An 18474-nucleotide genomic window follows, 5' to 3' on the forward strand; every position below is an offset into this window, starting at 1 on the left:
AAAAACGTAAGCAAGAGAACACTTGCTTACGTTATAGGATAAACATCGCAACGATCGTGGTGACAATTAAACCGATAACAACCGGTAAAAAGTTTCGGCGTGCAAGTTCAAATGGATCGACTTTACAAATCGCAGCAGCAGGAATAAGTGCCCAAGGAATTAACGTCCCGCCCCCGGTCCATATAGCTGCAATTTGCCCGAGTGCTGTTAATGTAGCTGTTCCATGGCCAAGTGCTGTTCCAAAAAGATTGGCAATGGAACCAGCAAGTGATATACCTGAAAAACCTGATCCATCTAAGCCGGTAATGACACCAACGATGGTTAATGTCCCTGCCGATACATATTGATTTAAAGGAACAGTTTGAGATAAAGCGATGCCTAAGTCGTTAATGATTCCGTGTGAACCTTTCGGTAAATAGTCCCCGATAATTTTCACAAAGCCACTATCTCCTAAATAAAAGAGTGCAGCGATAGGAATAACTGGTCCGAAAATTTTAAAGCCAAATTGGAGCCCTTCTATGAAATAATCGGTCGTTTTATTCAGTCCATTACCTTTGTAGGCGATGAGAGAAATGATGATAATCATAATAACAGTTGTTCCACCGATAAGTGCAGTTGCGTCGCTTCCTTGTAGTTGAAATTGAATCATGCAAAGGATATCAATGATATATACGATAGGGATACAAATAGCGAGCCATTTCTTTGTGCGAGGAGATAATGAAGTGAGCGTTTTAGAAGACTCAGTTGATAGAATAGATTCTTGTATAGCTAAGGCTGTATGAAACTCTTTTCGTAAGAAGAAAAAAGCGACGGAAGTTGTCACAACGCCCATAACGATAACGAGTGGAACACTTGCAGATACGACGCTGGAAACAGGGAGACCAGCAGCGTCTGCGGTTAATTTTGGTGCGCCTTGTATAACGAAGTCGCCGGATAAAGCAATCCCATGACCGAATAAGTTCATAGCAATTGCAACCCCAATTGGAGGAAGGCCGACACGTACAGCAACCGGTAATAAAATAGCTCCCATTAAGGCGACAGCTGGAGAAGGCCAAAAGAAGAAAGAAATGGTCATCATTAAAAGGCCGATAATCCAGTAGGCGAGTGTAGGTGTACGAATCATTTTTGTAAATGGTGAAATCATCGTATCATTTATGCCAGTATGAACGAGTAAATTGCTCATTGATACGATAATGGAGATGATTAATATAGTTGGTAATAGCTCAGTAATGGCGTAAATGAAACTTTGAAAAATTCCGCTAATGGCAAGAGGGATAGAACTTGTTGCAGTTAATGCTAATAAAAAGATAAAAACGATACAAATGATAGTCGTATCTTTTCGGAGAATAAAAAAGGTAATAATAGTGAGTAAACAAATAATGTAGAGAGCGTGTAATAGCGTTAATTCAACTCCCATAACATTCACATCCTTTAGGCATTCGTGTAGTGTATTGTATGAAAGCGGTGAAAGTATGTGAGTATAGGAAAAAGAAAAAAGTGAAATTTCATGTACTGTAATGATAAGAATAAAAAATGGATGATACAATACAATTAATCCTAAAAATGGGATTTGAGGAGAAGGGGAATGGGGGAGTACGAATGAGAGAAAAAATAGGATATTATGGTGTGCTAGTTTGTTTACTATTATCAGTTATTTCAGGACAATTTCTTAACAGTGAATGGGTACCAGTTATATTATGTATAGGCGTATTGATTTTTGCTCCTATGTATCGCTGGAATGAATGGAAAGCATATAGTCGAAAAAAGAAAATGGTTTTCAGCATCGAATTTGTCATTATAATCAGCACAATTCCGTTTTTGTTATGGAAAGGAAATGAGATAATAGATGGAATTGTAATGTTTCAAGGGTGGTTGTTTATTGCGAAAATGCTATATTTAATATGCATTTTAATGTTGGTAGTGGTAGTGGTAGTCACTAAAATAGTAAACGAAAAGCTATTCGTTAATGAATAAAAGAAAATGCCACCTTATTCGGTGGCATTTCCTCATTTTACTGCATGAGCTTTTTGCATCTTTTTAATTAAACGAATTTGTCCACGATGATTGATTTCATCTTCAAAAACGTGAAACCACTTAAAATAGTTATTTGCTGGTTTGTCATACCAAAAGTCTGTCGTTTTAAATAACCATTCATCAGGTAACGATTGAAAAGTCTCGATTGTTTTGGAACGTACTTCTTGTAATGTATTGATGTAAAATTCTATAGCGTTTCCTTTTATTTTCTCACGTCCAAGATCGCCTAATTCAATGCCAGGTAACCAGCGTTCTAATTCAGCCTCCGTTGGTTCACGGTCTTCAAAAGTATGAATCTGGTAGTAAAATTCAATAGCGGCCATATGGTACAATAACATGCCAATTGAATTTGTGTCCTTATCATATAAATAATCAAGTTCCTCAATTGTTAAACCTTCCACCGCTTGCATTGTTGTATAGCGAGCGTAATTCATCATGGAAACAAGATTTGAAAATTCAGACTGTAACCCATCTATCTTATCAATTACAAAATTCAATTTAAATTCCCCCTCTTAAACGATGACTCCAGAGAAAGAATTCTATGTGCAACGAAAAACTCCTTTAAAAAAGGTCGTGATTTCAACAAGGAATAACAATTAGTTCTCTATTTGATTTTGTAATAACTTCATAGCCTTCTTTTGTAATGACGATATCGTCTTCAATTCTACAACCGCCCCAGTTCGGAATGTAAATACCAGGTTCAACGGTAACAACCATACCTTCTTCTAAAGTAGCCGTACTTTCTTGAGATAAGCGAAGAGGTTCATGTATTTCTAACCCAAGACCATGACCAGTAGAGTGTCCAAAATATTGACCATATCCACAATCTGTAATGTATTTTCTTGTTACATCATCGATACTTTTCGCAGTTTCTCCAGGCTTAATCGCTTCAGTCCCACGTTTTAACGCTTCTCGTACAACATTGTATATTTTTTTGAATTCTTCCGATGGTTCCCCTATTGCTACAGTACGTGTTATATCGGAACAATATCCGTCGTAAAGTGCACCGAAGTCTAATGTAACGATATCCCCTCGTTCGATTATTTTATTTGATGCAACTCCATGGGGAAGTGAAGAACGAACGCCTGAGGCTACAATGATTTGGAATGAAGAAGATGTAGCCCCTTTTTTTCGCATGAAAAATTCTAATTCATCTCGTACAGCATTTTCACTTATTCCTGGTTTTAGAAACGTAAGAATGTGGTGAAATGCTTCGTCCGCGATATTAGCTGCAATTTTCATTGTTTCTATTTCAGGCGTGTCTTTAATGATACGAATATTTTCGATAATTTCGCACACTTGAATCATTTCCGCCTGTACGTATTTTTGCAAGTTTTTATATTGTTGCAATATCATGTTGTTTTCTTCAATTCCAAGTTTTTGAATGTTTAATTTCGATACTTGATGTGCAATTTCTTTTTCTAAATTTCCTTTATGCATAATAATTTCAGCATCTTTTATTTGTGATTTCGCTTGATCTACATAGCGGAAATCAGTGATAAAAACAGCTTGATCGGCAGAGATTAAGACGCCGCCAGCGCTACCTGTAAAGCCTGTTGCATATTGACGGTTTTCTTTCTTTGTAATAAGTAACCCGTCGATTCCGTAATTATGTAGTTGTTTTTGGATGTTAGTTATTCTTATATTCATTTTAATTCCTCCTTTTTACATTAATAAAGCAAGAATTGTGCCAATATATTTATTTAGAATAAAAGAGAAGAGGGTAGCTGTGTGTCAAAAAAACTAGACGGATGTAAAATAAATATATATATAATTTTTACAGTAAGTTTTTATGTGAATGAACAATAATGTAAACTTGCAAACAAAATCTTTTTAATTTAAATATTATATTTTTTGTATAAATAAATTAAAAAATTGGTATAATAAGGGATTGTTACGTTTTTTTGTAGGTAAAGAGATGTAACGAAAAAATTGGGTTAAGGAATGTGAATGTATGAAGAAATTAAGTAAAGTAATGTCATTTTGTTTGGCCGCTAGTATGCTTGTTATAACGGGGTGTGAAACAAGTGAAAACAAAGTTCAAGTGAATAAAATGATTGAACAGCTTGATGAAGCGCCAGAAGTGACAGAAAAAGAAGCAAAAAAGATTGTAAGAAAGAGTGTAGATGGAATAGCAAACGCGTTTAGTGAGATGGAAAAAGAAAATGGATGGAGCCGAAATAATCCTGGGGATTTAGAGACAGTTAAAAAAGGAGTTAAGGGATTAGTTTCAAAAAAGTTTGTAGAGAATCAGCTTCCTGAATTGCTTAATAACTTTAATAGATCGAGAGAGACTGATATGTTACCATTCCCAAATTATTTTCAATCTGAAATAAGATTTTCTTCTTCACAAGATAAAGAAAATTTAACGGTACATACATTAAGTTTAGAAGATGAAATAGGTCATGCGGCCCAAGAATGGGAATTTCATTTGGTGTATAAAGAAGGGGAATGGTTAATGGATAAATGGTCATTCGTTTTTCCTGAAGATTTAAAACTTACAAAAGAAGAAGCAAATAGAATTTTACAAACGCCAGACGATAAGAATGTGTCATTTGTAAGTGAAGAAAATAGTGGCGATAAGAAATATATATTCAAAGATAGTAACGGATTAATTACTGTAAATGCGAAAACATCTCTTATTTCATACAATGTAGATGAAAATAAGTATGAAAAGTTAACGAAAGAAAGAAATATTCAAGAAACAGAACAAGTACAGAGAAAGGATTCCAGTGCGTATACAGGCTCAAAAGACGAGAAACAATCGCAAAAAGAATCTTCTTCAAAGATAGATAGAGCAAATGTTTTAAGCGAATTAGCTGCTATAGATAAACAAGAAAAACATACGAATGCTATGTCAACCAATGATATAGTAAATGAAATAGAAGGAAATTATGAACTGTGGGATAATAAACTAAATGAAATTTACAGTACATTAAAAAGTATGATGTCAGCTGATGCGTTCCAGTCGTTAAAAACGAAACAAATTGCGTGGGTTAAAGAAAAAGAAAGTAAAGTTAAAGCAATTGGTACTGATACAAATAACGGAACGATGAGGCGTATCGAAGCCTCAGAAGAGAAATATAAGATGACAAAAGCAAGGTGTTATGAATTAGTAAATGGGTATATGAATTAGTGTGAATGAATATAAAAAATGCGTTGCTTATAAGCAACGCATTTTTTTATTTACGCTTTTAATTTCATTACAATATCAGCATCTGGTGTTACATATACGGTTTGCTGATTGTCGTACGTAACAAAACCAAGTTTTGCACCACTCGGTTTTTTGACATGGCGTATTTTGGTGAAATCAACAGGTACAGAGCTAGACTCTTTCGCTTTACTGTAATAGGCAGCAATTTTGGCAGCTTCTAGCAAAGTTTCTTCAGCAGGCTCTAAAGAACGAATGACAACGTGAGAGCCAGGTATGTCTTTCGTATGTAACCAAATTTCATCACGGCGGGCAAACTTCGTTGTTAAATAATCATTTTGTTTATTGTTTTTACCAACGAAAATCTCTGTGCCATCACTTGCTACATATTTATCTAATACTGGTTTAGTAGGCTTTTTCTTTGCGTTTTTCGTTTTACGATTGCGCACATAACCTTCTTCAGCTAATTCCTCACGAATTTCTTCAATATCTTTTGAAGAAGCAGCTTCCATTTGTTGAAGTAAGCTATCAAAATAAAGAATTTCTTCATTTGTTTTTTCGATTTGTTCTTCTACAACAACAACTGAATTTTTTGCTTTTTGATACTTTTGGAAATAGCGTTGTGCATTTTCAGATGGTGTTTTTAAAGGATCTAATGTGATTTTTACAGTTCCACCATTCTCATCGTAATAATTAACGACCTCAATATCTTTATCGCCCTTTTTTAAAGCGTACATATTGGCTGTAAGTAGCTCTCCAAATAGTTGATATTTATCTGCTTTTCCGGCATCTTGCAGTGTTTTTTCGAGTTTAATGAGTTTTTTCTCGTTTTTGTTTTTTTCGTTTTGCATAAAGCGTTCTAAATCATGAGCTTGTTGTTTTACACGATCACGTTCTGCTTTGCCAAAGAAGAAACGATCTAACAATTCGCTCACTGATGAGAATGTTTTTTCTTCTCCTTGCAAGTGTGTAAGAGGGAAAAGATAAAAGAATTCTTTTCCATTTGCAGTAATCATTGTAGGTGTATATGCATGAGATAGTAATGGTGTTTGTATAGAGAAAAATGCTTCTGATAATGCTTTCTCGTTTACCATACCGGCTTTCTTTACTATTTCTTTTGCAAATAATGGGGATATTCCCATGAAAGCACCGACGAGTTGTTTATCCATATTTCCAGATAGAAAGTCTAGCGGTCTAATAAAACCATCTGCGGTTTCAATTTGCAGAGGATTGATTTTATGTTGGGCTGGTGGCGCGACGTACTCAGCACCAGCATATACAGTTCGGTGACGGTTTACGGCTAATGAAACGTGTTTTAAGCTATCTAAAATCACGTTTGTTTTCGTATCTAATAAGATAATGTTACTATGTCGTCCCATTATTTCAATTACTAATGTTTTTAATGATTCGTCTCCGATTTCATTACGACTGCGAACTGTAATTTGAATAATGCGTTCTAAGTCGATTTGTTCAATTTTTTCAATAAATCCACCTTCTAAATGTTTGCGAAGAAGCATACAGAACATCGGCGGTATTGCTGGCGAATCGTAGTTTTGATTCGTTAAGTGCATACGCGCATATGTAGGATGAGATGAAAGAATTAGTTTTTGGTTCTTTCCATTCGCTCGAATATGTAATAAAATCTCGTATTTTGAAGGTTGATATATTTTGGAAATTCTTCCTGTGTAAAGAGAATTTTCAATTTCATGTGTAATCGCTCTTGTAAATAATCCATCGAATGCCATAAATGAACACTCCTTTCTAACTAAATGTTAATTATAGCATTTTTTTGGACGAGGCTGAATAAGCTTTCAATAGAGTATGTCTGGAATCAGGAGGTCGATAGCAGGATGAACTGGTATGGAATGCGAGCACACGAAGTGGAAGAAAGAACGAATACGAATGTAAAGGTTGGACTTACAGAGAAAGAAGCAGAAGGGCGAGTAAAGAAATTTGGTACTAATGAATTAGAAGAAGCAAAAAGGCCTTCTGTACTAATGGTATTTTTAGCACAGTTTAAAGATTTCATGGTACTCGTTTTGTTTGGAGCAACAATTGTTTCTGCGTTTTTAGGTGAATACATTGATTCTATTGCTATTGTTGCCATTGTTATTATCAATGGTATTCTCGGCTTTTTTCAAGAAAGAAAAGCTGAAAAATCATTGGAAGCTTTAAAGGAACTAGCCGCTCCGCAAGTTACTGTAATGCGGAATGGAAAGTGGGTAAAAGCACCATCTAAAGCACTTGTTTTAGGGGATATTATTAAGTTTTCCAGTGGTGATCGTATTGGGGCTGATGTGCGTCTTGTTGAGGCATCAAGTTTATATATTGAAGAGTCTGCTTTGACAGGGGAGTCCGTACCTGTACAAAAGAAGGTAGAAGCATTGCAAGGGCAAGATGTTGCAATTGGGGATCAAAAAAATATGGCTTTTATGGGGACAATGATTACGCGAGGATCTGGTACAGGAGTTGTTGTAGCAACTGGTATGAATACAGCGATGGGGCAAATTGCAAATATGTTGCAAAATGCAGAGCAAATGGAAACGCCACTGCAAAGAAGGTTAGAACAGCTCGGAAAAATATTAATTATTGTAGCTCTTATTTTGACAGCGCTCGTTGTATTGGCTGGTGTATATCAAGGGAATGAAGTATATCATATGTTTTTAGCTGGCGTATCGCTAGCTGTTGCGGCTATTCCAGAAGGATTGCCAGCAATTGTTACAGTAGCTTTATCACTTGGTGTACAGCGTATGATAAAAAAGAGAGCAATTGTAAGGAAGTTACCGGCCGTAGAAACGTTAGGCTGCGCTTCTGTTATATGCTCTGATAAAACGGGAACAATGACGCAAAACAAAATGATGGTAACACATATGTGGTCAGGCGGAGAATTGTGGAAAGTGACAGGGCAAGGATATGAACCTAATGGCTCTTTTATGAAAGGTGAAAAAGAAGTGAATCCAGCTAAGACAAAATCACTTTATCAGCTACTTACATTTGGTTCACTATGTAACAATGCAAATATTATTCAAAAGAAAAAGGCGTACGTATTAGATGGAGATCCAACAGAGGGAGCGCTTGTAGCTGCAGCAATGAAAGCTGGGATAACACGTGAGGCGTTGAAAGGGAAATTTGAAATTATTCGTGAATTTCCCTTTGATTCAACTCGAAAAATGATGAGTGTTATTGTACGAGATCGAGAGGGGAAAAAGTTTATTGTTACGAAAGGAGCACCTGATGTTCTTTTGCAAATGAGTCAAACAATCTTATGGGGGGATAAGCAGCAGCCGTTAAGTGAGCTATATAGAAAAGAAGTACAGGCGGCTATTCATAGCTTAGGTAGTCAAGCGCTTCGAACAATTGCAGTTGCGTTTAAGCCTTTAAAAGTCACGGATTCTATTGAACATGAAAGAGACGTTGAAAAAGATTTTATGTTGGTTGGGATACAAGGTATGATTGACCCGCCAAGGCCAGAAGTGGCGCAGGCGGTAAAAGAGTGTAAAGAAGCTGGTATTCGAACAGTAATGATTACAGGTGATCATAAAGTGACAGCAATGGCGATTGCTGAACAATTAGGAGTTTTACCACCAGATGGACGCGTTGTTGAAGGCGTAGAACTCGCGAATATGGATGTGGAGGAATTAGAAAATGTTGTAGAAGATACGTATGTATTCGCTCGTGTATCACCTGAACATAAATTAAAAATTGTTAAGGCACTGCAAAATCAAGGACATATAGTAGCGATGACAGGTGATGGAGTGAACGATGCTCCAGCGATAAAAACAGCGGATATTGGGATAGCGATGGGAATTACAGGGACAGATGTTGCGAAAGAAGCCTCTTCACTTGTTTTACTAGACGATAATTTTGCTACAATTAAATCAGCAATTAAAGAAGGAAGAAATATATATGAGAACATACGTAAGTTCATTCGCTACTTATTGGCGTCAAATGTTGGAGAAATTTTAGTTATGTTATTTGCGATGTTACTTGCATTACCACTGCCGATGGTTCCTATTCAAATTTTATGGGTGAACTTAGTTACTGATGGTTTACCAGCGATGGCATTAGGTTTGGATAAGGCTGAAGGAGATGTGATGAAGAGAACACCGCGCCACCCGAAAGAAGGGGTATTTGCTAGAGGGCTTGCGTGGAAAATAATAAGTCGAGGTTTTTTAATTGGGGCAGTGACGTTAGTAGCGTTCATTATTGCGTATAACCAACATCCAAATGAACTGAAATATGCACAAACTGTAGCGTTTGCGACGTTGGTACTTGCTCAGCTTATTCATGTATTTGATTGTCGCAGTGAGCATTCTGTCTTTCACCGTAATCCATTTGGGAACGTGTATTTAGTAGGGGCGGTTATTATTTCGTTACTACTCATGCTAGTGGTTATATATTATCCACCGTTACAACCGATCTTTAGCACAATGCCGATACAAGCAAGAGATTGGTTATTAATTGGAGGTTTGTCATCAATTCCGACTTTCTTACTAGTAGGCTCTTTATTAACAGGGAAAAAGGCTAAGAAGAAAAAGTCGATGTTATATAAGAAGGGATTAAACTTGAAATAGTCAATGTTATGAAAATGTGATATAATTTACAGAAGGTAGTAGAGCCTTGTCTCTATTACCTTTTTCATTGAGTTATTTTATGGCTTGGATGTGATAAAAATGATTTCTAGTATGACAGGGTTTGGAAGATCGAAAGTAGAAAGTGATACTTTTCAAATTACAGTAGAAATGAAATCGGTGAACCACCGTTTTTTAGAGATGAGTATTCGACTTCCTAAGCAAATGATGGTATTTGAGGACAAAATTCGTAAAATAATTGCACAGCAAGTTCGACGTGGACGCATTGAAGTGTCTATTAGTATAGCGGGTGAAGGACTTGTTGAAAGAAAATTAAGTGTGAATTGGTCACTTCTTGAGCAGTACCAATCGATGATGGAAGATATAAAAGGGAAATTTCAATTACAAGATTCTATTACACTTCAGCAATTAATGGCAATGCCAGAAGTAACAGCAATTGAAGAAATAGAAAATGTAAATGAACATTTTGAGAACAGTTTATATGAGGCTGTTCGTCAAGCTGCTCATATGTTGAAAACGATGAGAGATGGCGAAGGAGAACGATTACATAAAGATATAGCGTATCGTTTACAAGAGATTAGCAATTGTGTAAATGCAATTATTCCACATGCACCAATTGTTACACAAAAATATCGTGAACGATTAGAAAATCGCTTAAAAGAATTACATAATCAAGATCTAGATGAACAAAGATTGCTAACAGAAGTCGCAATCTTTGCAGAGCGTTGTGATATTCATGAAGAGTTAGTTCGTTTGCAAAGTCATTTAGAGCAATTTCGTGAAACACTGCAGATTGAAGAGCCTGTTGGAAGGAAAATGGATTTCATCGTGCAAGAGATGCATAGAGAAATTAATACGATTGGTTCTAAGGCAAATGACTTAACAATTTCAAAATATGTTGTAGAAATGAAAAATAACCTTGAAAAAATTCGTGAACAAGTACAAAATATTGAGTAGCTTTCAAAAAATATGTAAAGTTATACGTGGTGGAGAAATCGGATAGACTTACTAGGAGGCGCAAACTATGGCCATGCGGTTTTTAAATATTGGATACGGAAATATTGTATCTGCTCATCGAATTATTGCTATTGTAAGTCCGGAGTCAGCTCCTATTAAACGAACAGTACAGGAAGCACGCGAACATAATGCTTTGCTTGATGCTACGTATGGGAGAAAAACAAGGGCGGTTATTGTTATGGATGATGGGCATGTTGTATTAAGTCCAATTCAACCAGAGACGATTGCACATCGTTTGAATAATAAAGAAGATTTAAGTGAGGAAGGGTAGGTTTTACATATTTATGAGAAGTAGAAGAGGATTGCTCATCGTTCTTTCAGGGCCTTCTGGGGTTGGAAAAGGGACGGTTCGTAAAGAGCTGTTTAGCCATGAGGATACACGTTTTCAGTACTCTATTTCAGTAACGACACGTAAGCCGCGTGAAGGTGAAGTAGATGGTGTGGATTATTTCTTTAAAGAAAGAGAAGAATTCGAGGAAATGATTCGTAATGAAAAATTACTTGAGTGGGCTGAGTTCGTAGGTAATTATTACGGAACACCGATTGACTATGTTGAAAAAACATTACAAGAAGGAAAAGATGTATTCTTAGAAATTGAAGTGCAAGGAGCAATTCAAGTTAAGAAAGCTTTCCCAGAAGGTGTATTTATTTTCTTAGCACCTCCAAGTTTATCTGAACTAAAGAGCCGTATTGTCGGACGTGGTACAGAGACTGAAGATGTTATTGAAAATCGTTTAACTGTAGCGAAAGAAGAAATCGAGATGATGGACGCTTACGACTATGTAGTAGAAAACGATCAAGTTGAATTAGCTTGTGATAGAATTAAAGCCATTGTGGTTGGCGAACATTGCCGCCGCGAAAGGGTAGCAAAATATTATAAAGAAATGACGGAGGGTCTATAATTATGTTAAATCCATCAATTGACTCATTACTACAAAAAATCGATTCTAAGTACACATTAGTAACAGTAGCTGCAAAACGCGCACGTGAAATGCAACTTGCTAATAACTGTGTTGTAGAAAAACCTGTTTCTCATAAATGTGTAGGTAAAGCATTAGAAGAAATCGATGCAGAAGCATTAAGCTACGTACCAAGTGAAGATAAAGTAGCTGAATAAGCCTTTGCCTTCGACAAAATAAAACATAGACTTTATAATTTTCTATGTAACGGTAACAACCTATTTACAAGTAGGTTGTTATTTTTTTACGAAAGGAATGAAATATTGGTACTGACGAGCTGAGAATTCTATTTCAGTATTATAAGTTTGAAAAAGAAAGAGGACGAGTCATATGCTAAAAGGGAAAAAGATACTTCTATGTGTAACAGGAGGCATTGCGGTTTTTAAAGCAGCTGCGTTAACAAGTAAATTGACACAATCTGGCGCGATTGTAAAAGTAATGATGAGTGAGTCGGCAATGAAGTTTGTTACGCCTCTTACATTCCAAGCGCTTTCTCGCCATGATGTATATACGGATACATTTGATGAGAAAGACTCAGCTGTTATCGCTCATATTGATTTAGCAGATTGGGCGGATGTTGTACTTGTCGCACCTGCTACTGCCAATTGTATTGGAAAGTTAGCTAGTGGTATTGCAGATGATATGATTACAACTACTTTGTTAGCTACTACAGCTCCGGTATGGATTGCGCCTGCTATGAATGTGCATATGTATGAAAATAAAATTGTTCAAAAAAATATGATGACATTGAAAAAGCTAGGATATACATTTATTGAGCCTGGGGAAGGCTTTTTAGCATGTGGATATGTAGCGAAGGGACGACTAGAAGAACCTGAAGCAATTATTGCACGTTTAGAGGAAGCTTTCTCAGAACACAAACCATTGCAGGGAAAAAGAATATTAATAACTGCTGGCCCGACACGTGAAAAGGTTGATCCAGTTCGCTTTATGACGAATTTTTCTTCTGGAAAAATGGGGTATGCGATTGCGGAAGTGGCAGCGAATTTAGGCGCTGATGTTATACTCATTTCAGGACCGACAGCATTAAATCCACCGTTACATGTAACGACAGTGCAAGTGGAATCTGCACAAGATATGTTAGAAGCAGTTCTTCAACATTATCAAAACGTAGACGTTGTCATTAAAACAGCAGCAGTTGCAGATTATCGGCCGAAATATGTTCATGATAATAAAATGAAAAAGCAAAATGGTGATGCTGTCATTGAACTCGAAAGAACGGTGGATATTTTAAAAACGTTAGGTCAGAAAAAGAATAAACAGTTACTTATCGGTTTTGCTGCTGAAACGACAAATGTAGAGGAATATGCAACGAAAAAATTACGTGAGAAGAATGCAGATATGATTGTCGCGAATGATGTAAAAGCACAAGGAGCAGGATTTGGCACGGATACGAATATTGTAACAATGTATAGAAAAGATGGAAAAGTTATTGAGTTGCCACTTTTAATGAAAAAAGAGGTAGCTCGTGAAATATTGAAGCAAATTGAAATGATGTTAGAAGATGATCGTTTATGAAATTTGCAAGTGTAATTGTTGATGTACCTGCCCGTCAGACAGATCGACCATTTGATTACATTATCCCTAAAAAATGGGAAGATATTGTACAGACAGGAATGCGTGTAGTAGTTCCGTTTGGGCCAAGGAAATTGCAAGGTTTTATTATTGGGATTAAAGATTCGGTGGATGTAGAAAGTAAGAAGTTAAAGACAATCCATGAAATATTAGATGTAACACCGGTTTTAAATGATGAATTATTAAAGCTTGGATATTGGCTTACAAGTGAAACGTTATGCTACATGATTTCAGCTTTTCAAGTGATGCTTCCAACTGCGATAAAAGCAACATATAAAAAACGTCTACAACTTTGTAAACAGGCAGAACTAGCACCTGAAATACTATATTTATTTCAGGATAAAGAAGCAATTGATTTTGAAGTAATCGAGCAACAGCCACATTTATACCGGACTATTCAACAAGAAATTAAAAATGGTACGGTTGAAGTCGTTTATCAAGTGAAAGATAAGGTACAAAAGAAGAAGCAAAGAGTCGTACAACCGGAGTTGCCAGAAGATAAATTAGAATTAGCAGCATTTGAACTAAAAAGTAAAAAACAACAAGATGTACTTTATTATTTTGTGGAAAATTATAAAAGTGCACCGTTGAAAGTAATTACAGAAGAGTTACAAATAACAGATGCTCCAATAAAAGCACTTGTTAAAAAGGGATTCATTTCAGAAAAGTATGTGGAAGTATACCGAAATCCGTATGACGATGATGATTTTGAACAAACGAAACCATTTCCACTTACGGAGGAACAAAAACAAGTTATTACACCGATTTTATCATCAATTACAAATGAAACTTATAATCCATTTTTACTATATGGTGTTACAGGAAGTGGAAAGACAGAAGTATATTTACAATCTATAGCAGCAGTGCTAGAGAAAGGAAAAGAAGCTATCGTTCTTGTTCCTGAAATTGCACTAACGCCCCAAATGGTGGATCGTTTTAAAGGTAGGTTTGGCTCGCAAGTTGCAGTTCTTCATAGTGCGTTGTCTGTTGGAGAAAAGTATGACGAGTGGCGTAAGATTTTAAGAAAAGAAGTGAAAGTTGTAGTTGGTGCGCGTTCAGCTGTTTTTGCGCCTTTTGAGAATTTAGGGATTATTATTATTGATGAAGAGCATGAATCAAGCTACAAACAAGAAGATAATCCGAGGTATCATGCAAGAGATGTAGCTGTCTGGAGAGGGCAATATCATAAATGTCCTATCGTTCTCGGTAGTGCGACACCAACACTTGAATCGTTTGCAAGGGCGAAAAAGGGTGTTTATGAACTATTAACAATGGAAAAACGTATGAATGAACAAGCTTTACCAACGGTAGAGATTGTTGACATGCGAGAAGAACTTCGTGACGGGAATCGATCAATGTTTTCTAAGGCGCTGCATGAAAAAATAGCAGATCGATTAGAAAAGAAAGAACAAATGGTACTCTTTTTAAATAGAAGAGGTCATTCAACATTTGTAATGTGCCGTGATTGTGGATATGTTGTCCAATGTCCGCATTGTGATATTTCATTGACATATCATAAAATGAATCATCGTTTAAAATGTCATTACTGTAGTTACGAAGAGAATATGCCAACTGAGTGTCCAGCTTGTCAAAGTACATACATTCGTTTCTTTGGTACAGGTACACAAAAGGTAGAAGAAGAAATTACAAAACTATTTCCAGAGGCACGAGTCATTCGAATGGATGTAGATACGACAAGTCGAAAAGGAATGCATGAAAAATTATTAAAGGCGTTCGGGGAAGAAAAAGCAGATATATTACTCGGAACACAAATGATTGCTAAAGGATTAGATTTTCCGAAAGTAACGCTCGTTGGGGTTTTAACTGCAGATACGATGCTTCACTTACCTGATTTTCGGGCGAGTGAAAAGACATACCAGTTATTGACTCAAGTAAGTGGACGAGCGGGTAGACATGAATTGCCAGGGGAAGTTGTGATTCAAACGTATACGCCAGAACATTACAGTATAGAGTTAGCGAAGAACCAACAATATGATGTGTTTTTTGATCAAGAAATGCAAATGAGACGAACAAGACAATATCCCCCATATTACTATGTTGTACTCGTAACTGTATCTCATCCTGAATTATTAAAAGCGGTACAAGTGACGGAAAAAATTGCCTCGTATTTACGAACGCATTGCTCACAGCAAACAATGGTGCTAGGACCAGTTGCTTCAGCAATTCCAAGGATAAAAGATAGATATCGTTATCAATGCATGATAAAATACAAACGGGAACCAAACTTAAAGAACGTGCTCAAAATGGTAAATGAACATTATCAAGCAGAAATGCAAAAAGAGCTACAAATCTCAATTGATTTTAATCCAACAATGTTAATGTAGCGGAGGGAAATATGGCAGTTTTAGAAATAGTAAAGCATCCAAATGAAGTGTTAGAAACACCATGCGAAAGAGTAATTAACTTTGATAAAAAGTTAGTGAAATTGTTGAAAGATATGCATGAAACAATGTTAATTGCGGACGGAGTCGGTTTAGCTGCGCCTCAAGTAGGTGTAAGCTTGCAAGTAGCGATTGTTGATGTCGATGATGATACTGGGAAAATCGAGTTAATCAATCCATCAATATTAGAAAAACGTGGTGAACAAGTAGGTCCCGAAGGCTGTTTAAGCTTCCCGGGACTTTATGGTGAAGTAGAACGTGCCGATTATATTAAAGTAAGAGCGCAAAATCGCCGTGGGAAAGTATTCTTATTAGAAGCGGAAGGATTTTTAGCGCGTGCAATTCAACATGAAATCGATCATTTACACGGTGTTTTATTTACATCGAAAGTGACAAGATATTATGAAGAAAACGAACTAGAATAGGTGTTAAAAGGAGCGGTTTTTAAATGATAAAAGTAGTGTTTATGGGAACACCGGACTTTTCAGTGCCGGTGCTTCGTCGTCTTATTGAAGATGGCTATGAGGTAGTAGGTGTTGTGACGCAACCTGATCGTCCAGTAGGTAGAAAAAAAGTATTAACCCCTACACCTGTTAAAGTTGAAGCGGAAAAACATGGTATCCCTGTGTTACAGCCGTTAAAAATTCGTGAAAAAGATGAATATGAAAAAGTATTGGCGTTAGAGCCAGATTTAATTGTAACAGCTGCATTTGGTCAGATTGTACCAAATGAAATTTTAGAAGCACCGAAGTATGGATGTATTAATGTCCACGCTTCTTTACTTCCTGAACTTCGTGGTGGTGCACCAATTCATTATGCAATTATGGAAGGTAAAGAAAAAACAGGTATTACAATTATGTATATGGTAGAAAAATTGGATGCTGGTGATATCTTAACGCAAGTGGAAGTGGAAATTGAAGAGCGTGAAACGACAGGCTCATTATTTGATAAATTAAGTGAAGCAGGAGCACACCTTCTATCTAAAACAGTGCCTTTATTAATTCAAGGTAAGTTAGAACCGATTAAACAAAACGAAGAAGAAGTAACGTTTGCGTACAATATAAAACGTGAGCAAGAGAAAATTGATTGGACAAAAACAGGTGAAGAAGTATACAATCACATTCGCGGATTGAATCCATGGCCAGTTGCTTATACAACTTTAGCAGGACAAGTTGTTAAAGTATGGTGGGGAGAAAAAGTACCTGTAACGAAATCAGCTGAAGCAGGTACGATTGTTGTAATCGAAGAAGATGGTTTTGTTGTAGCAACAGGTAATGAAACAGGTGTTAAAATTACCGAATTGCAACCTTCTGGTAAAAAGCGTATGAGTTGTTCACAATTTTTACGTGGAACAAAACCTGAAATTGGAACGAAGTTAGGAGAAAATGCATGAGACAAAATGTTCGTGAATTAGCTCTTGATGGTTTAATTCAAGTAGAAAAAAGTGGTGCATACAGTAACTTACTTTTAAATAATCTAATTGAAAAGAGTACAATTGATAGAAAAGATATTGGTTTATTAACTGAAATTGTATATGGAACGATTCAACGTCGTGACACATTAGATTATTATTTACAGCCTTTTTTAAAAAAGAAGGTTGAGGCGTGGGTAAGAGTATTGCTTCGCTTATCTTTATATCAAATGATTTATTTAGACCGAGTGCCAGAAAGAGCGGCTATTCATGAAGCGGTTGAGATTGCAAAGCGTCGCGGGCATAAGGGGATTGCTGGTATGGTGAACGGTGTATTACGTTCGATTCAGAGAGAAGGTGTACCTTCTGTAGATGAAATCAAGGATCCAGTAGAACGTCTTGCAATTACAACAAGTCATCCAGTTTGGCTTGTCCAAGAGTGGACTTCAGAATATGGTTTAGAAACTGCAGAAAAAATGTGCGAAGTAAACATGTTACCACCTGTACCAACAGCACGTGTGAATGTTGATAAGGTAACGGTAGAAGAAGCGATTGAGTTGTTGGCAAGTGAAGGTATAGAAGCAAAACGTGGTGACTTGTCAGATGATGCAATTCAGATTGAAAGAGGTAATGTAGCACATACAGAAGCATTTAAAAAAGGATTTCTTTCTATTCAAGATGAAAGTTCTATGCTTGTAGCACGTGCTTTAGAACCGAATACGGGAGATGCAGTTCTTGATAGTTGTGCTGCTCCAGGCGGAAAAACAACGCATATCGCCGAACGATTAAAGGGCACTGGTAAGGTCATGTCCCTTGATTTACATGCACACAAAGTACGTTTAATTAAACAGCAAGCAGAGCGACTGGGTCTAGAAAATGTCGAAACTAAAGCGCTAGATGCTAGAAAAGTGCAAGAGCACTTTGCAAATGAAACGTTTGATAAAATATTGGTAGATGCACCGTGTTCTGGATTTGGTGTAATTAGACGTAAACCTGATATTAAGTTAGGAAAAGATAAAGGCGATAGTGAAAGATTATCGACGATTCAAATTGCAATACTAGAAAAAATAGCACCATTATTAAAGCAAGGCGGTCGTCTTGTTTATAGTACGTGTACAATTGAGAAAATAGAAAATGAACAAGTAATAGAGAAGTTTTTACAAGAACATCCTGAATTTGAATGGGATACTACGCTAAAAGAGCGTATGCCAGAAAAATTAACTCCGTATATTGATGAAGGTCAAGTACAAATTTTGCCGCATTATTTTGCAACGGATGGCTTTTATATTGCTTGTTTAAGGAAGAAGGTGTAGCA

At 36.5% G+C, this 18474-nt stretch carries 16 protein-coding genes; 12 read left to right on the forward strand and 4 right to left on the reverse strand.

Features of this window, described 5'->3' with window-relative positions; all coding sequences use genetic code 11:
- Nucleotides 1-31: 31 nt before the first annotated feature.
- The gene (locus ACTFRH_RS17165; protein ID WP_000537874.1) at nucleotides 32-1417 is read right to left on the reverse strand and encodes a hypothetical protein; all 1386 of its coding nucleotides are present in this window, start codon (nucleotides 1415-1417) and stop codon (nucleotides 32-34) included.
- A 182-nt stretch (nucleotides 1418-1599) separates the two neighbouring features.
- Between ACTFRH_RS17165 and ACTFRH_RS17170 the strand changes: the two genes are divergently transcribed.
- A complete protein-coding gene (locus ACTFRH_RS17170) occupies nucleotides 1600-1974 on the forward strand; it encodes a YoqO family protein (protein ID WP_163051401.1) in 375 nt (124 codons plus the stop codon).
- A 32-nt stretch (nucleotides 1975-2006) separates the two neighbouring features.
- On the opposite strand, the gene ACTFRH_RS17175 is transcribed toward ACTFRH_RS17170, so the two are convergent.
- Together ACTFRH_RS17175 and ACTFRH_RS17180 are read right to left on the reverse strand one after the other, a co-directional pair.
- Nucleotides 2007-2531, reverse strand: a complete 525-nt coding sequence (locus tag ACTFRH_RS17175) for a DinB family protein (RefSeq protein ID WP_001012046.1) — start codon at nucleotides 2529-2531, stop codon at nucleotides 2007-2009.
- 82 nt (nucleotides 2532-2613) lie between these two features.
- Nucleotides 2614-3684 carry a M24 family metallopeptidase gene (locus ACTFRH_RS17180; protein WP_001026207.1) on the reverse strand — a complete coding sequence of 357 codons (1071 nt, stop codon included), beginning with the start codon at nucleotides 3682-3684 and terminating at the stop codon, nucleotides 2614-2616.
- 304 nt (nucleotides 3685-3988) lie between these two features.
- On the opposite strand from ACTFRH_RS17180, the gene ACTFRH_RS17185 reads away from it, so the two are divergent.
- Nucleotides 3989-5170, forward strand: coding sequence for a lysozyme inhibitor LprI family protein (locus ACTFRH_RS17185; protein WP_000736529.1), 1182 nt, complete (start codon nucleotides 3989-3991; stop codon nucleotides 5168-5170).
- Between the two features lie 50 nt (nucleotides 5171-5220).
- Here ACTFRH_RS17185 and ACTFRH_RS17190 read toward each other — a convergent pair whose 3' ends face one another.
- Nucleotides 5221-6930, reverse strand: a complete 1710-nt coding sequence (locus ACTFRH_RS17190; protein WP_000863289.1) for an Rqc2 family fibronectin-binding protein — start codon at nucleotides 6928-6930, stop codon at nucleotides 5221-5223.
- Between the two features lie 105 nt (nucleotides 6931-7035).
- On the opposite strand from ACTFRH_RS17190, the gene ACTFRH_RS17195 reads away from it, so the two are divergent.
- The 10 genes from ACTFRH_RS17195 (at nucleotide 7036) to rsmB (ending at nucleotide 18472) form a co-directional block, all read left to right on the forward strand.
- Entirely contained in the window at nucleotides 7036-9759 is a 2724-nt protein-coding gene (locus ACTFRH_RS17195) for a calcium-translocating P-type ATPase, SERCA-type (RefSeq protein WP_001104782.1), read from the forward strand.
- A gap of 99 nt (nucleotides 9760-9858) precedes the next feature.
- The gene (locus ACTFRH_RS17200; protein ID WP_000625869.1) at nucleotides 9859-10734 is read left to right on the forward strand and encodes a YicC/YloC family endoribonuclease; all 876 of its coding nucleotides are present in this window, start codon (nucleotides 9859-9861) and stop codon (nucleotides 10732-10734) included.
- Nucleotides 10735-10801: 67 nt separating this feature from the next.
- A complete protein-coding gene (remA, locus tag ACTFRH_RS17205; RefSeq protein WP_001251456.1) occupies nucleotides 10802-11065 on the forward strand; it encodes an extracellular matrix/biofilm regulator RemA in 264 nt (87 codons plus the stop codon).
- A gap of 13 nt (nucleotides 11066-11078) precedes the next feature.
- Nucleotides 11079-11696 carry a guanylate kinase gene (gene gmk / locus ACTFRH_RS17210; RefSeq protein WP_001257741.1) on the forward strand — a complete coding sequence of 206 codons (618 nt, stop codon included), beginning with the start codon at nucleotides 11079-11081 and terminating at the stop codon, nucleotides 11694-11696.
- A gap of 2 nt (nucleotides 11697-11698) precedes the next feature.
- Complete coding sequence (rpoZ, locus tag ACTFRH_RS17215; RefSeq protein ID WP_000933960.1) at nucleotides 11699-11911, forward strand: DNA-directed RNA polymerase subunit omega; 213 nt, start codon at nucleotides 11699-11701, stop codon at nucleotides 11909-11911.
- A gap of 172 nt (nucleotides 11912-12083) precedes the next feature.
- The gene (gene coaBC / locus ACTFRH_RS17220; protein WP_000911759.1) at nucleotides 12084-13289 is read left to right on the forward strand and encodes a bifunctional phosphopantothenoylcysteine decarboxylase/phosphopantothenate--cysteine ligase CoaBC; all 1206 of its coding nucleotides are present in this window, start codon (nucleotides 12084-12086) and stop codon (nucleotides 13287-13289) included.
- Complete coding sequence (gene priA, locus ACTFRH_RS17225; RefSeq protein WP_000666710.1) at nucleotides 13286-15691, forward strand: primosomal protein N'; 2406 nt, start codon at nucleotides 13286-13288, stop codon at nucleotides 15689-15691. The genes coaBC and priA overlap by 4 nt, the downstream gene beginning before the upstream one ends.
- A gap of 11 nt (nucleotides 15692-15702) precedes the next feature.
- On the forward strand, nucleotides 15703-16173 hold the full coding sequence (def, locus tag ACTFRH_RS17230; protein WP_000279463.1) for a peptide deformylase: 471 nt from the start codon (nucleotides 15703-15705) through the stop codon (nucleotides 16171-16173).
- 23 nt (nucleotides 16174-16196) lie between these two features.
- Nucleotides 16197-17141 (forward strand): methionyl-tRNA formyltransferase, encoded by a 945-nt coding sequence (gene fmt, locus ACTFRH_RS17235; protein WP_000598808.1) that lies wholly within the window; start codon nucleotides 16197-16199, stop codon nucleotides 17139-17141.
- Entirely contained in the window at nucleotides 17138-18472 is a 1335-nt protein-coding gene (gene rsmB / locus ACTFRH_RS17240; protein ID WP_001249684.1) for a 16S rRNA (cytosine(967)-C(5))-methyltransferase RsmB, read from the forward strand. Before fmt ends, rsmB begins: the two co-directional genes overlap by 4 nt.
- The last annotated feature ends 2 nt before the right edge of the window (nucleotides 18473-18474 follow it).

Source organism: Bacillus cereus group sp. MYBK216-1 (assembly GCF_051916495.1).
Lineage (GTDB): Bacteria > Bacillota > Bacilli > Bacillales > Bacillaceae_G > Bacillus_A > Bacillus_A thuringiensis_K.